Source organism: Arthrobacter sp. fls2-241-R2A-172 (assembly GCF_030208885.1).
Lineage (GTDB): Bacteria > Actinomycetota > Actinomycetes > Actinomycetales > Micrococcaceae > Arthrobacter.
Genome location: NZ_JARVTB010000003.1, coordinates 357,575 through 371,579 on the forward strand (window position 1 = coordinate 357,575; position 14,005 = coordinate 371,579).

The 14,005-nt window shown below is 62.8% G+C and carries 13 protein-coding genes; 9 read left to right on the top strand and 4 right to left on the bottom strand.

Going from position 1 to position 14,005, the window contains the following annotated elements:
• Nucleotides 1–72: 72 nt before the first annotated feature.
• The 4 genes from QRM57_RS07185 to sdhC form a co-directional block, all read right to left on the bottom strand.
• Nucleotides 73–855: a succinate dehydrogenase iron-sulfur subunit gene (locus QRM57_RS07185; RefSeq protein ID WP_211713080.1), complete on the bottom strand. Its 783-nt coding sequence runs from the start codon at nt 853–855 to the stop codon at nt 73–75.
• Nucleotides 855–2,654, bottom strand: coding sequence for a succinate dehydrogenase flavoprotein subunit (gene sdhA / locus QRM57_RS07190; protein WP_257368737.1), 1,800 nt, complete (start codon nt 2,652–2,654; stop codon nt 855–857). Before sdhA ends, QRM57_RS07185 begins: the two co-directional genes overlap by 1 nt.
• 111 nt (nt 2,655–2,765) lie before the next feature.
• The gene (locus QRM57_RS07195; protein ID WP_235519237.1) at nt 2,766–3,242 is read right to left on the bottom strand and encodes a succinate dehydrogenase hydrophobic membrane anchor subunit; all 477 of its coding nucleotides are present in this window, start codon (nt 3,240–3,242) and stop codon (nt 2,766–2,768) included.
• Between the two features lie 3 nt (nt 3,243–3,245).
• Nucleotides 3,246–3,626 carry a succinate dehydrogenase, cytochrome b556 subunit gene (sdhC, locus tag QRM57_RS07200; RefSeq protein ID WP_211713083.1) on the bottom strand — a complete coding sequence of 127 codons (381 nt, stop codon included), beginning with the start codon at nt 3,624–3,626 and terminating at the stop codon, nt 3,246–3,248.
• 253 nt (nt 3,627–3,879) lie between these two features.
• Between sdhC and QRM57_RS07205 the strand changes: the two genes are divergently transcribed.
• The 9 genes from QRM57_RS07205 (at nt 3,880) to QRM57_RS07245 (ending at nt 14,005) form a co-directional block, all read left to right on the top strand.
• Entirely contained in the window at nt 3,880–5,013 is a 1,134-nt protein-coding gene (locus tag QRM57_RS07205) for a mannose-1-phosphate guanylyltransferase (RefSeq protein ID WP_235519238.1), read from the top strand.
• Between the two features lie 110 nt (nt 5,014–5,123).
• Nucleotides 5,124–6,329, top strand: a complete 1,206-nt coding sequence (locus QRM57_RS07210) for an amidohydrolase (RefSeq protein ID WP_235519243.1) — start codon at nt 5,124–5,126, stop codon at nt 6,327–6,329.
• 120 nt (nt 6,330–6,449) lie between these two features.
• Nucleotides 6,450–6,884 carry a MarR family winged helix-turn-helix transcriptional regulator gene (locus QRM57_RS07215; protein WP_284986095.1) on the top strand — a complete coding sequence of 145 codons (435 nt, stop codon included), beginning with the start codon at nt 6,450–6,452 and terminating at the stop codon, nt 6,882–6,884.
• Nucleotides 6,885–6,928: 44 nt separating this feature from the next.
• Nucleotides 6,929–7,360 (top strand): organic hydroperoxide resistance protein, encoded by a 432-nt coding sequence (locus QRM57_RS07220; protein ID WP_062066863.1) that lies wholly within the window; start codon nt 6,929–6,931, stop codon nt 7,358–7,360.
• Nucleotides 7,357–8,376 (top strand): NADP-dependent oxidoreductase, encoded by a 1,020-nt coding sequence (locus QRM57_RS07225; RefSeq protein WP_284986096.1) that lies wholly within the window; start codon nt 7,357–7,359, stop codon nt 8,374–8,376. The genes QRM57_RS07220 and QRM57_RS07225 overlap by 4 nt, the downstream gene beginning before the upstream one ends.
• A 257-nt stretch (nt 8,377–8,633) precedes the next feature.
• Complete coding sequence (locus QRM57_RS07230; RefSeq protein WP_416404368.1) at nt 8,634–9,740, top strand: BMP family lipoprotein; 1,107 nt, start codon at nt 8,634–8,636, stop codon at nt 9,738–9,740.
• A 128-nt stretch (nt 9,741–9,868) separates the two neighbouring features.
• Complete coding sequence (locus QRM57_RS07235) at nt 9,869–11,386, top strand: ABC transporter ATP-binding protein (protein ID WP_235519248.1); 1,518 nt, start codon at nt 9,869–9,871, stop codon at nt 11,384–11,386.
• The gene (locus tag QRM57_RS07240; RefSeq protein ID WP_284986097.1) at nt 11,379–12,719 is read left to right on the top strand and encodes an ABC transporter permease; all 1,341 of its coding nucleotides are present in this window, start codon (nt 11,379–11,381) and stop codon (nt 12,717–12,719) included. The genes QRM57_RS07235 and QRM57_RS07240 overlap by 8 nt, the downstream gene beginning before the upstream one ends.
• A complete protein-coding gene (locus QRM57_RS07245) occupies nt 12,716–14,005 on the top strand; it encodes an ABC transporter permease (protein WP_235519257.1) in 1,290 nt (429 codons plus the stop codon). The genes QRM57_RS07240 and QRM57_RS07245 overlap by 4 nt, the downstream gene beginning before the upstream one ends.

Consider the following 14,005-nt stretch of genomic DNA (forward strand, 5'->3'; position numbering starts at 1 on the left):
ACGACGACGGCGCCGGTCACCATGTGGGGTGAGCGGCGCCGTCGTCGTGCTGTTCTTTAAGGGAACGGCTAACTAGATCTTGCGTGCCAGGATGGCCTGCTTGACCTCGGCGATTGCCTTGGTCACCTGGATGCCACGGGGGCATGCTTCGGAGCAGTTGAAGGTGGTGCGGCAGCGCCACACACCTTCTTTGTCGTTGAGGATTTCCAGGCGCATGTCGCCGGCGTCATCACGGGAATCGAAGATGAAGCGGTGTGCGTTGACGATCGCTGCCGGACCGAAGTACTGGCCGTCGGTCCAGAAGACCGGGCAGGACGAGGTGCAGGCGGCGCACAGGATGCACTTGGTGGTGTCGTCAAAGCGCTCACGGTCCTCGACGGACTGCAGGCGTTCTTTGGTGGGCTCGTGGCCCTTGTTGATCAGGAACGGCATGACTTCGCGGAAGGACTGGAAGAAGGGTTCCATGTCCACGATCAGGTCCTTCTCCACGGGGAGGCCCTTGATCGGCTCGACGGTGATGGGCTTGGACGTGTCCAGGTCCTTCAGCAGCGTCTTGCAGGCGAGGCGGTTGCGGCCGTTGATGCGCATGGCATCGGAACCACAGACACCGTGGGCGCAAGAGCGGCGGAAGGAAACAGTTCCGTCGATCTCCCACTTGACCTTGTGCAGGGCGTCCAACACGCGGTCCGTGCCGTACATGGTCAGCTTGTAGTCGTCCCAGCGTGCCTCGTCCGAGATTTCCGGATCGTAGCGGCGTACGCGAAGCGTGATGTGGAACGTGGGGATTTCACCGTCGCCGGCAACGCTTGCCGGGAGCTCGATCTTGGAAGCGGGCTCTGCCATTTCGGTCGTCATTAGTACTTACGCTCCATCGGCTCGTAACGGGTGAAGATGACGGGCTTCGTCTCGAGACGGATGCCCGCAACAGATTCCGCCGAGGACGCGGCGGTGACGGTGTTGTCCAGGTAAGCCATGGAGTGCTTCATGAACTTTTCGTCGTCGCGGTCCGGGAAGTCCTCACGGTAGTGGCCACCGCGTGACTCTTCACGGTGCAGCGCACCGACGGTCATGACCTTGGCCATGTCCAGGAGGAAGCCCAACTCCACGGCTTCCAGGAGATCCAGGTTGAAGCGCTTGCCCTTGTCCTGGACCGTGACGTTCTTGTACCGCTCTTCGAAGGATGCGATGTCACGCAGGACCTGCTCCAGCGATTCCTTGGTACGGAACACCTGCATGTTGGCGTCCATGGTGTCCTGCAGTTCCTTGCGGATCTGCGCAACACGCTCAGTGCCGTTGCCGGTGAGCAGGCGGTCCAGGATGCCACGGGTCATGGCTTCGGGGTCAGCCGGCAGCTCAACAAAGTCAGCAGTCTTGGAGTACTCCGCAGCGGCGATACCGGCGCGCTTGCCGAACACGTTGATGTCCAGGAGCGAGTTGGTGCCGAGGCGGTTGGAGCCGTGCACGGAAACACAGGCAACTTCACCGGCTGCGTAGAGGCCCGGCACGATCGTGTCGTTGTCCTGCAGCACCTCGGTGGTGATGTTCGTCGGAATGCCGCCCATGGCGTAGTGCGCGGTGGGGAACACGGGAACCGGATCCGTGAACGGTTCCACACCCAGGTAGGTGCGGGCGAACTCGGTGATGTCCGGAAGCTTGGCCTCGATGTGCGCAGGCTCAAGGTGGGTCAGGTCCAGGAGGACGTAGTCCTTGTTCGGGCCACAGCCGCGGCCTTCGCGCACTTCGTTGGCCATGGCGCGGGCCACGATGTCACGGGGTGCGAGGTCCTTGATGGTGGGGGCGTAGCGCTCCATGAAGCGCTCACCCTCGGAGTTACGCAGGATGGCACCTTCACCACGCGCACCCTCGGTGAGGAGGATGCCCAGGCCGGCGAGGCCGGTCGGGTGGAACTGGAAGAACTCCATGTCTTCCAGGGGGATACCGCGGCGGAACGCGATGCCCATGCCGTCACCGGTGAGGGTGTGGGCGTTGGAGGTGGTCTTGAAGACCTTGCCGGCGCCGCCGGAGGCGAACACCACGGACTTGGCCTGGAAGACGTGCAGTTCGCCGGAAGCGAGGTCGTAGGAGACAACGCCTGCAACGCGCTTCTGCTTGTACGGCGTACCGTCTTCGCGAACTGCGTCTTCTTCGACGATCAGCAGGTCCAGGACGTAGTACTCGTTGTAGAACTCAACGTTGTGCTTGACGCAGTTTTGGTACAGCGTCTGCAGGATCATGTGGCCGGTACGGTCAGCTGCGTAGCACGCACGGCGGACAGGAGCCTTGCCGTGGTCGCGGGTGTGGCCACCGAAGCGGCGCTGGTCAATGCGGCCCTCAGGCGTGCGGTTGAACGGCAGACCCATCTTTTCCAGGTCCAGCACGGCGTCGATGGCTTCCTTCGCCATGACCTCGGCTGCGTCCTGGTCAACCAGGTAGTCGCCACCCTTGATGGTGTCAAAGGTGTGCCATTCCCAGTTGTCTTCTTCGACGTTGGCCAGTGCTGCACACATACCGCCCTGTGCCGCACCAGTGTGCGAACGGGTGGGGTAGAGCTTGGTCAGTACCGCTGTGCGTGCGCGCTGACCGGACTCGATCGCGGCGCGCATGCCGGCGCCACCTGCACCGACAATGACGACGTCGTACTTATGGACCTGCATACCAGATGCTCTCTCTTTCAAAATTCAGATGGTCGGCGGAGGCTGCTCCGCTACGTCCGGCGAACCGGTTTACTCCAAGGAGGGGCCGGACCGCCGCTGTGGCACAGCCCGCTACGGGGCCGGGCAGAATCCGCCAGGCAGCTGAACGCCGTCGACGACGGGGCACGGGTTGAAGGTGAAGATCACCAGAGTGCCCAGGATGATGATGACCAGGGTGGCCGCATAAAGGACCATCTTGAGCCAGAAGCGAGTGGAATCCTTCTCGGCGTAGTCGTTGATGATGGTGCGGACGCCGTTGGTGCCGTGCAGCATGGCAAGCCACAGCATGGCCAGGTCCCAGAACTGCCAGAAGGGATCGGCCCACTTGCCGGCAACGAAGCCGAAGTCGATGGCGTGGATGCCCTCGCCCACCATCAGGTTCACGAAGAGGTGGCCGAAGATCAGCACCACCAGGACGATGCCGGAGAGGCGCATAAAGAGCCAGGCGATCATCTCGAAGTTGCCGCGGCTGGAACCGCTGCGGTTGTACTTCGGCGCGATCTTGCCGCTCCCGATTTTCCCGCTGCGCGGGGATTCGATGGTTGTCATGGCTTAGTGGCCTCCCAGCGCAAGGGAAAGGTGGCGGATGGCGAAGCCTGCGAACGTGACCAGCCACAGCGCAAGCACGATCCACAGCAGCTGGCGCTGGTACTTCGCGCCCTTCTTCCAGAAATCGATGGCGATCACACGCAGGCCGTTGAAGGCGTGGAAGATGATCGCTGCGACCAGGCCCGTTTCACCCAGGGCCATCAGGGGGTTCTTGTATGCGCCGATGACGGCGGTGTAGGCCTCAGGGGACACGCGCACCAATGAGGTGTCCAGCACATGGACCAACAAGAAGAAAAAGATCACTACACCGGTAATACGGTGTCCAACCCAGGACCACATGCCTTCACGGCCGCGGTACAAGGTGCCAGCTGGTTTTGTCGGCACTGATTAAACCTTCCTGCAACACAGCGGCGCTGGCATGGGATCCATGCGGGGGGAACGCCTGCTGCGAGAGCACTCGTAGCTCACGCCTAAATCTAGGCTTCGCTCACAGCATATTCAATTTAGGGCGGACTTCTCTGCTTGTTAATTCCATGTTTCCTGCCCGGATTCAGGCGATTTTGGGAACTGCCTGAGACGAACGCCACATGCGTGGCGTTCTGCGGGGCTTCTTGCTTGCACAGGATAAAGTGTTGCGGTGAGTACAGAAGACGCGAAATACCCGGAATCGCCATTGGACCGCTTTCACGCGGTCATTCCGGCGGGCGGTGTGGGGACCCGGCTGTGGCCACTCTCGCGTGCCGCTGCGCCCAAGTTCCTCCACGACCTGACCGGTTCGGGCAGCACGTTGTTGAGGGCCACCTATGACAGGCTCGAGCCGCTGGCCGGAGACCGCGTGCTGGTGGTCACCGGTGAAGCGCACCGTGCCGCCGTGTGCCGCCAACTGCCTGAGGTAGGGGATGACGAGCTTGTCCTCGAAAGCGAGCCCAAAGACTCCGGCGCTGCCATCGGGCTGGCCGCCGCGATCCTGCACCGCCGCGATCCGGAGACCATCATGGGTTCCTTCGCCGCAGACCAGGTCATCAGCCCGGACGACCTCTTCCAGGAGGCCGTGCGTGAGGCGATCCACACAGCTGCCAAGGGCAAGATCGTCACCATCGGTATTAAGCCCACGCACCCGTCAACGGGCTTCGGCTATATCCGCTCAGGCGCGGCCCTGAACGTCGAGGGTGCTCCGAATGCCATGGCTGTGGCCGAGTTTGTTGAGAAGCCCAGCCAGGAGGTGGCCAACAAGTACTTCGAAGCCGGGGACTACGTCTGGAACGCGGGCATGTTCGTTGCGCCGGTCGCACTCATGCTGAAGCACCTGGAAGCGAACCAGCCGGTGCTCTTCGCGGGCCTGCAGGAGATCGCCGAAGCGTGGGACACGCCCCAGCGCGACGAGGTCAAGGCCCGTGTCTGGCCAACCTTGCCCAAGATCGCCATCGACTATGCCGTGGCTGAGCCTGCAGCGGAAGCCGGGGACGTCGCCGTCGTGCCTGGCACTTTCCGTTGGGACGACGTCGGCGACTTCGCCGCGATCGGTCGACTGAACAACGCCGGCGACGTCGACGAAGTCACCGTCCTGGGCGAGGGCGCCCGCGTCTTCGCGGAGAATGCCAGCGGCGTGGTGGTTTCCGACACCAAGCGCGTCATTGCCCTGATCGGCATCAAGGACGTGGTCATCGTGGACACCCCGGACGCCCTGCTGGTGACCACGAAGGAGCACGCGCAACTGGTCAAGGGCACCGTTGACGCCCTTAAAGCCAGCGGCGACACGGACGTGCTGTAACGCATCTGCTTATACCGTGAGCCACCTCTTTGGTTGCCCTGCGTCTGAACGCAGCGTAACCAAGAGGTGGCTTTCGTTCTTCGGAGGCCGCGCATGGCTAGAGTTGTGACGTGCGCAATTACACGACTGAAACCGAGCCCACCCCTGTTGTCGGTCCCTGGGTTGACGAATTCCTGCCCGGACTCATTGAATTCCGGCGTGACCTCCATGCGCACCCTGAACTGTCCTTCAAGGAGTTCAGGACGACCGACAAGCTCGTAGAGCGCCTCGAAGCAGCGGGCCTGAAGCCACGCCGGCTCGAGGGCACCGGGCTCACTGTGGATGTCGGCGAAGGGCCCATTGCCACAGCACTCCGCGGCGACATCGACGCCCTGCCGATCATCGAGGAGACCGGCCTGCCGTTCGCTTCGAAGAACCACGGCGTCACCCATGCGTGTGGGCACGACATCCACACCACCACCATGCTGGGCATTGCCCTGGTGCTGCACCGGATGCACAAGAACAACCCGTTGGGCGGCACGGTACGCATCATTTTCCAGCCCGCCGAGGAAACCATGCCCGGAGGCGCTTTGTCCTGCATCGAGCAGGGTGTGTTGGAAGGGGTTCCCCGTATCCTGGCCCTGCACTGTGATCCCCGGATCAACGTGGGCCAGATCGGCACCCGCATTGGTGCGATCACGTCGGCATCGGACACCATCAAGATTGAACTGTCCGGGCGTGGCGGACACACGTCACGGCCGCACCTTACCGAAGACCTGGTCTTCGCTTTGTCGCAGATCGCCATCAACGTCCCGGCTGTACTTTCCCGCCGGGTGGATGTCCGCAGCGGTGTTTCCGTGGTGTGGGGCCAGATTTCTGCCGGATCGGCTCCCAATGCCATCCCGGCGTCGGGCTACATGGCCGGCACCATGCGCTGCTTGGACCGGGACGCCTGGCACAGTGCCGGCGAATTGCTGGACGACGTCGTCAAGCAGGTGGCAGCACCCTACGGCGTTGATGTGCACCTGGAACACACCCGCGGGGTGCCGCCGGTGGTCAACTCCGAGCATGAGACCGCCCTGATCGAGGCTTCCGCGCGGGCGGAACTTGGCGAGAACGCCGTGGTCCTGACCCCGCAGTCCATGGGCGGAGAAGATTTCGCGTGGTTCCTCGCGGATCTTCCCGGAGCCATGATGCGGCTTGGGACGCATACCCCTGGCGGCGAGGAGTATGACCTTCACCGCGGGGACTTCATCGTGGATGAGCGCGCGCTTGGGTACGCGGTGCGGGTGCTTACCGGCGCTGCCCTGCGGACCATCCGCGACCTGGAGTCCTAACCCCGACCAAGCCGTCAAGCGCGTTCTTTCCCCTCAAAATCTCGCTTATCGGCAACCTGTTCGGCTTATTGCCGGCCAATTGAGTTGTGCACAATTGAATTGTGCACTATCGTTTTATTCATGAGTGATGCACCCCGCCTCCGCCACCAGGTCTGCTTTGCGCTGTATTCGGCGTCCAAAGCAGCCACAGCGGTCTACCGCCCCGTGCTGGAGGACCTGGGCCTGACCTACCCGCAGTATCTGGTCATGCTGGTGCTGTGGGAGCAGGAACCGCGCAGCGTCCGCGAACTGGGCGCCGAACTAGGCCTCGATTCCGGCACGCTTTCGCCGCTCCTCAAGCGCCTTGAGGGCCTGGGCCTGGTGGAGCGTAAGCGGTCCTCGCAGGACGAGCGCCGGGTTGACGTTGTGCTGACCGACGCCGGCAGGGAACTCAGTGCCCGCGCCCAGGCCGTGCCCCAGGCATTGGCCGATGCCGCTGGACTGTCCGCCGCGGAGATCCAGCAACTCCACACCACGCTGGGCAAGCTCGCCACGGCCTTGAACAGCTCACTCTGAGAATTTTCCCAAGCCACCCATTACCGAAGAGAAACGGAACCACCATGAAGACTCTTTACACTGCTGAGGCCCTGGCCTCCGGCGAAGGCCGTGACGGCAACGCCCGTACCAACGATGGCAAGCTGGACGTCGCCCTGGCCAGCCCCAAGGAGCTTGGCGGCAATGGCGAAGGCACCAACCCGGAGCAGCTCTTCGCTGCCGGTTACGCTGCCTGCTTCCACTCTGCCCTTCGCCTGGTGGGCCGCAAGGAGCGCGTGGACCTGACGGACTCTGCTGTCGCGGCCAGGATCCACATCGGCGCACTGACGGACAGTGAAGGCTTCGGCCTCGCCGCTGAACTGGAAATCGCGTTGCCCGCCCTGGACCGTGAAACGGCCGAGCAGCTCATGCACAAAGCGCACCAGGTGTGCCCCTACTCCAACGCCACCCGTGGCAACATGGCCGTAGACCTCAAGCTCGTGGAGTTCGCAGCATGAGCGCCGTTTCCACTCCCGTAGAGACCCGCGAAATCCAGCTGGCATCCCGTCCCGTAGGCCGCCCGGCACAGGAGAACTTCCGCCTGGCCACGGCCGGGCTGCCTGAACTCGGCGAAGGACAGATCCTGGTCAAGAACCAGTTCATGTCCGTTGACCCCTACATGCGTGGCCGCATGAACGACGTGAAGTCCTACTCGGCTCCTTTCCAGATCGATGCAGCGCTCGACGGCGGTGCCGTGGGTGAGGTGATTGCGTCCCGTTCGGACGCGCACAAGGTGGGGGACGTCGTCGTGCATTCCCTCGGATGGCGCGAACATGCAGTGGTGGATGCCGCAGCGACCACCCCGGTTCCCAGTGGGCTTGCTCCCACCTCCGCGTTCCTCGGCGCATTGGGCATGACCGGCCTGACTGCCTACTCCGGCCTGCTGAAGGTGGCGGAGTTCAAGGAAGGCGACGTCGTGTTCGTCTCCGGCGCGGCAGGGGCTGTTGGTTCCATGGTGGGCCAGATTGCCAAGGCCATGGGCGCGTCCAAGGTGATCGGTAGCGCTGGGTCGGCCGAGAAGGTTGCCCGGTTGCTGGAATTGGGCTTCGACTCTGCGTTCAACTACAACGACGCCCCGGTGCTTGACCAGCTCCGCGAGGCGGCGGGGGAGCGCGGCATCGACGTCTACTTCGACAACGTTGGTGGCGAACACCTCGAGGCAGCTTTGGCCACCCTGACGGTGGGCGGACGTGTGGCCATGTGCGGCGCGATCGCCCAGTACAACTCGACCGAGCCGCCGGTTGCCCCCCGCAACCTGGCCGTCGCTATCGGCAAGCAGCTGACCTTGCGCGGTTTCCTGGTGGGCGGACAGCGCCAGCACGCGGCTGAGTTCGCGCAGAAGATGGCCGGTTGGCTTGCCGATGGCAGCGTCAGCTACGACGAGACGATTGTCGATGGCCTGGAAAACGCACCGCAGGCCTTCATTGACCTGCTGGACGGAGCAAACACCGGAAAGATGCTCGTCCGGCTCTAGCAACGAGGATTTACCAAGCAGTAGCCGGGTGTGACTTGCGCACCCGGCTACTGCTTGGTAACAAAAGGTCAACAATCTGCCCTTGGGGACCGCGATGTGCTATCCGGGTGTGTTTTAGGACACTAGTGTTGGTTCCATCAATGCGCTTAGGCGCAGCTGCGAGCATCAGTGAAAACAGAATTTCTGCCTCAGGTATAGGAAACGGACACTCATTGACCATCCGTCGTAGCGCCAATCACTTTCTTCCTGGAGGAAAATTGAAGAAACCACTGCGTGCCACCCTGAAGCGCGGTTCAATGGCCGGTGTTGCAACCGTCGGCGCAGCAGCGCTCCTGCTGACCGGCTGTGGCCAGGCTCCCGACGCCGGATCCGGCGCGGCCACCAAGAGCGACTATGTGGGATGCATCGTGTCCGACTCCGGTGGATTCGATGACCAGTCCTTCAACCAGTCCTCGTTCGAAGGCCTCAAGAAGTCCGAGAAGGACCTTGGCATCACCATGAAGTCCGCCGAATCCAAGGCCAACAGCGACTTCGAGACCAACCTCAACGGCATGATTTCCGCTGGCTGCAACCTCACGGTCACCGTCGGCTTCCTCCTGGGCGATGCCACCAAGGCCGCCGCAGAGAAAAACACCGACAAGCACTTCGCGATCATCGACTACACGTACGAGACTCCGATCGCCAACGTGAAGCCGGTTGTCTACGACACCGCGCAGGCCGCCTACCTGGCCGGCTACGCTGCTGCGGCCACCACCAAGACCGGCAAGGTCGGTACCTTCGGCGGCATCAAGATCCCCACGGTCACCATCTTCATGGACGGCTTCTACGACGGCGTCCAGGCCTACAACAAGGCAAAGAACAAGTCCGTCCAGGTTGTCGGCTGGGACAAGAAGACCCAGGATGGCTCGTTCACGGGCGACTTTGAAAAGCAGGACACCGGCAAGCAGGTCACCATCAACCTGCTGGACCAGGGTGCGGACATCGTGATGCCCGTTGCTGGCCCGGTCGGCAAGGGTGCAGGCGCTGCGCTGAAGGAAGCCAAGGCAGCCGGCAAGGACGTCAAGCTCATCTGGGTTGACTCCGATGGCTACCTCACGGCTCCCGAGTACAAGGACCTCATGCTGACCTCCGTGGTCAAGAAGATGGACGAAGCTGTGGAGACCGTGGTGAAGGACGACAAGGACGGCAAGTTCAGCAACACGGCCTACGTTGGCACGCTGCAGAACGACGGCGTTGCCATTGCTCCGTTCCACGATCTCGACTCCGCTGTTTCCGCTGACACCAAGAAGGAACTCGATGCCCTGAAGGCGGACATCGTATCCGGCAAGCTGGTTGTCGAATCGGCAGCGAGCCCCAAGAAGTAAACAATTCCTGAACGCGCCGCCAGTACCGTGCCCCGGTACTGGCGGCGCGTTTTTGCCCTGACTAGGCTGAACCCAAGCCAACGGCTTGTGGGCAGTAAAGTCCCTCGGACTCACAGAACGGTGGAGTTGTGAAACTCGAATTGAAGGGGATCTCGAAAGCCTTCGGGACCTTCTACGCCAACCAAGACATTGACCTCGTGGTCGAATCCGGACAGATCCATTGCCTCCTGGGCGAAAACGGGGCCGGCAAATCGACCCTCATGAACGTGCTCTACGGGCTCTACGAGCCCACTGCCGGCCACATCCTGGTGGATGACAAACCCGTCAGCTTCCGCGGCCCCGGCGACGCCATGGCGGCGGGCATTGGCATGGTGCACCAGCACTTCATGCTGGTTCCCGTCTTCACGGTCGCGGAAAACGTGGCCCTCGGGGCTGAACCAACAACATTCGGCGGCGTCCTGAGCATCGACGAAACCCGCAGGAAGATTCGGGAGATCTCCGACAGGTACGGTTTTGATGTTGATCCCGACGCCCTCGTTGAGGACCTCCCCGTAGGCGTCCAGCAGCGCGTTGAAATCATCAAGGCACTGGTGCGCGAAGCCAAGGTGCTCATCCTCGACGAGCCCACGGCAGTGCTGACACCCCAGGAAACCGATGAACTCCTGGACATCATGCGGCAGCTCAAAGCGGGCGGCACGTCCATTGTCTTCATTTCGCACAAGCTCCGCGAAGTGAAGGCTGTTTCGGACGTCATCACCGTCATCCGCCGCGGCAAAGTGGTGGGCGACGCCCCTCCCACGGCATCCGCTACCGAGCTGGCCTCCATGATGGTGGGCCGGCCTGTCAGCCTGAGCCTGGACAAAGCACCGGCACAGCCGAAGGAAACCACGTTCGTCGTGGAGAACCTGACCGTGCGTGCAGCCAACGGCACCAACGTGGTGGATGGCATCAGCTTCGACATCGCCCAAGGTGAGATCCTCGCCGTCGCCGGCGTCCAGGGCAACGGCCAAACCGAACTGACGGAAGCGATCCTGGGCGTGCAGGAGCACGTGACCGGATCCGTGACACTGGACGGCAAGCAGTTGCTTGGCTTGCCGGTCAAGGATGTGCTGCGGTCCGGCGTCGGCTTCGTCCCGGAAGACCGCACCGTGGACGGACTCGTAGGTCCGTTCTCGGTGGCCGAGAACCTGGTGCTTGACCTCTACGACCAGGCCCCGTTCGCCAGTGGCATCAGCATGAAGCCCGCCAAGGTCGCAGAGCACGCCAAAGCCAAGATCGAGGAGTTCGACATCCGGACCCCTTCGGCCGGTTCGGCTGCAGGAACACTGTCCGGTGGCAACCAGCAGAAGGTCGTCATGGCGCGGGAACTGTCCCGCCCGTTGCGCCTGTTCATCGCAAGCCAACCCACCCGCGGCGTGGATGTGGGCTCCATCGAGTTCCTGCATAAGCGCATCGTTGCCGAGCGGGATGTCGGAACACCGGTGATGATCGTATCCACTGAGCTAGATGAAGTCATTGAGCTCGCAGACCGAATCGCGGTGCTGTACAAGGGCAAGCTCGTGGGCATTGTCCCCGCGGGCACTCCCCGGGACACCCTCGGCTTGATGATGGCCGGCGTCGGCCCGGAAGGAGGCTCAGATGACTGAGAAGGATCAGGCTAAGAGCGATCAGACCCCCGCTGAATCCACGGCGGAAGTACGTGCCGCGGACGTCTCGCTTGATACTGCCGGCGGAATGCTGGAACCGTCCATTGTTCCGGTGTCCTCCCAGAGCGGAGACTCGGGCCACCAGCAGGGCAGCGTCATGCGCCGCATCGTCATGGGCAACGGCTTCGTCTCCGTCCTGGCGGTCATCGTCGCGCTCTTCTTGGGTGGCCTGCTGATTGCCAGCACGGACAGCCAGGTCGCCAAGACCGCCGGCTACCTCTTCGCCAGGCCCACGGACTTCCTGAGTGCCTTGTGGGCTGCAATGACCGAGAGCTACGGCGCACTCTTCCAAGGCTCCGTTTTTAGTCCTCGCGAAGGCTTCAAGCCCATCCTGGAAACCATGACCGTTGCCACCCCGCTGATCTGTGCGGGCCTCGGCGTGGCCTTGGCGTTCCGTGCGGGCCTGTTCAACATCGGTGCCCAGGGGCAGATCATTATCAGCGCCACCCTGGCGGCTTACGTGGGCTTCGCATGGCACCTGCCGTTCGGCCTGCACCTGCTGGTGGTCCTCATCATGGGTGTCCTGGGCGGCGCAGTGTGGGGTGCGATCGTTGGCATCCTCAAGGCCCGGACCGGTGCGCATGAGGTGATCGTGACCATCATGCTGAACTACGTGGCGTTGTTCCTGTTGGACTTCCTCCTGAACACGGCGGCATTCCGCCGTCCGGGGGACAATAGCCCCATCTCGCCGCGACTTGACGAGTCGGCTACTTACCCTGTGCTCATCCCGGGCTCCAGGCTCCACCTTGGCTTCCTCGTGGCAGTGGCACTGACCTACGGCGTGTGGTGGCTGCTCAACCGGTCAACCATCGGCTTTGAATTCCGTGCCGTCGGTGCGAACCCCATCGCAGCAAGGACCGCCGGCGTCAGGGTATCCCGCGCCACCATCCTGGTGATGGCCATGGCCGGCGCGTTGGCTGCGTTCGGCGGCGTCGCCCAGGTTGCCGGTACCGAAAAGGTACTGACAGGGGGCGTCGCAGCCCAGATCGGCTTCGATTCCATCACCGTGGCCCTGCTTGGCCGCAGCACGCCGTGGGGGACATTCTTCGCTGGCCTGCTGTTCGGTGCGTTCCGCGCTGGAGCCGTGCAGATGCAGATCCAGACTGGCACACCCATCGACATCGTGCTGGTGGTGCAATCGCTGATCGTCCTGTTCATCGCGGCGCCGCCGCTGATCCGGTCCATCTTCAGGCTTGAAGCCAAGAAGAAGACCAAGACACCCAAAGCGGCCCCGAAGGCTGCCCTTGCCAACGCCACCGGAGGTGCCAAGTGAGCGCTACGACCACCGCTCCCAGGGCGGGAGCAACAGCCCTGCCCGCGTTCAGGCCGTCCATGAAGGTCCCCATCTCACTTGGCGTCCTGGCGCTGATAGCCCTGGTCTTCTTCGGATTCCTGGGCCCGGACAAGACCGCCGAGATGAAGATCAGCGACTCCGGGGATGCCGTAGTCGTACCGGCTTTGATGATCCCGGGCCAGGTGGGCGGGGTTGTCCTGGGCATTCTCCTGCTCGCCATGGCGGCCTACTCGATCTATTTGTGGACGCGGGGTGAGCGGTCACCAAAGTGGCTGCCTATTGCGTTTGCCGTGGTGTTCGTGTTCGCCTTGCTGGTGTGGATCGTGGCCGGTGCACGCCAGCCGTCCATCTCGTTGGCCGGCCTCGTCGCCGGTTCGGTGACGCTGGCCGTACCCTTGGTTTTCGGTTCGTTGTCGGGCGTCCTGTGTGAGCGGGTCGGCGTGGTCAATATCGCCATCGAGGGCCAACTCCTGGGTGGCGCATTCACCGCGGCCTTGGTGGCAACCATTACCGGCAGCCCCTACATCGGCCTGATCGCCGCCGCTGCCGCCGGTGCCGCAGTGTCCATGGTCCTGGCCGTGTTCAGCATCAAATACCTGGTCAACCAGATCATTGTTGGCGTGGTGCTGAACGTCCTGGTCTCCGGGCTCACCGGCTTCCTTTTCGGCACCCTGATGGTGCCCAACAAGGAGCAGTTCAACACCCCGGGCCGCCTGGACATCCTTCCGATCCCGCTGCTTTCGGACATCCCCATCATCGGACCGATCCTGTTTGAGCAGTCCATCGCCGGCTACCTGATGTATGTTGCGGTGGCCGTGGTCTGGTTCGGCCTGTTCAAGACCCGGTGGGGGCTTCGCGTCCGCGCCGTCGGCGAACACCCGCAGGCGGCGGACACGTTGGGCATCAACGTCAACGCCACCCGGTTCTGGAACGTCACCCTGGGCGGTGCCATCGCCGGTATCGGGGGTGCCGTGTTCACGCTGGTCACCATCGATTCCTTCACCAAGGACATCTCCGGTGGCCGTGGCTTTATCGCCCTGGCCGCGCTGATCTTTGGCCGGTGGAATCCGATCGGTGCCTTCCTGGCTTCGCTGCTGTTCGGCTTTGCCTACAACCTGCAGTCCATCCTGGGCATCATCGGTACTCCGGTTCCGAGCCAGTTCATGGCCATGCTGCCGTACCTGGTGACCATCTTCGCCGTCGCCGGTTTGGTGGGTAAGTCGCGGCCACCGGCCGCAAGCGGCATACCGTACGTGAAGGGTTGA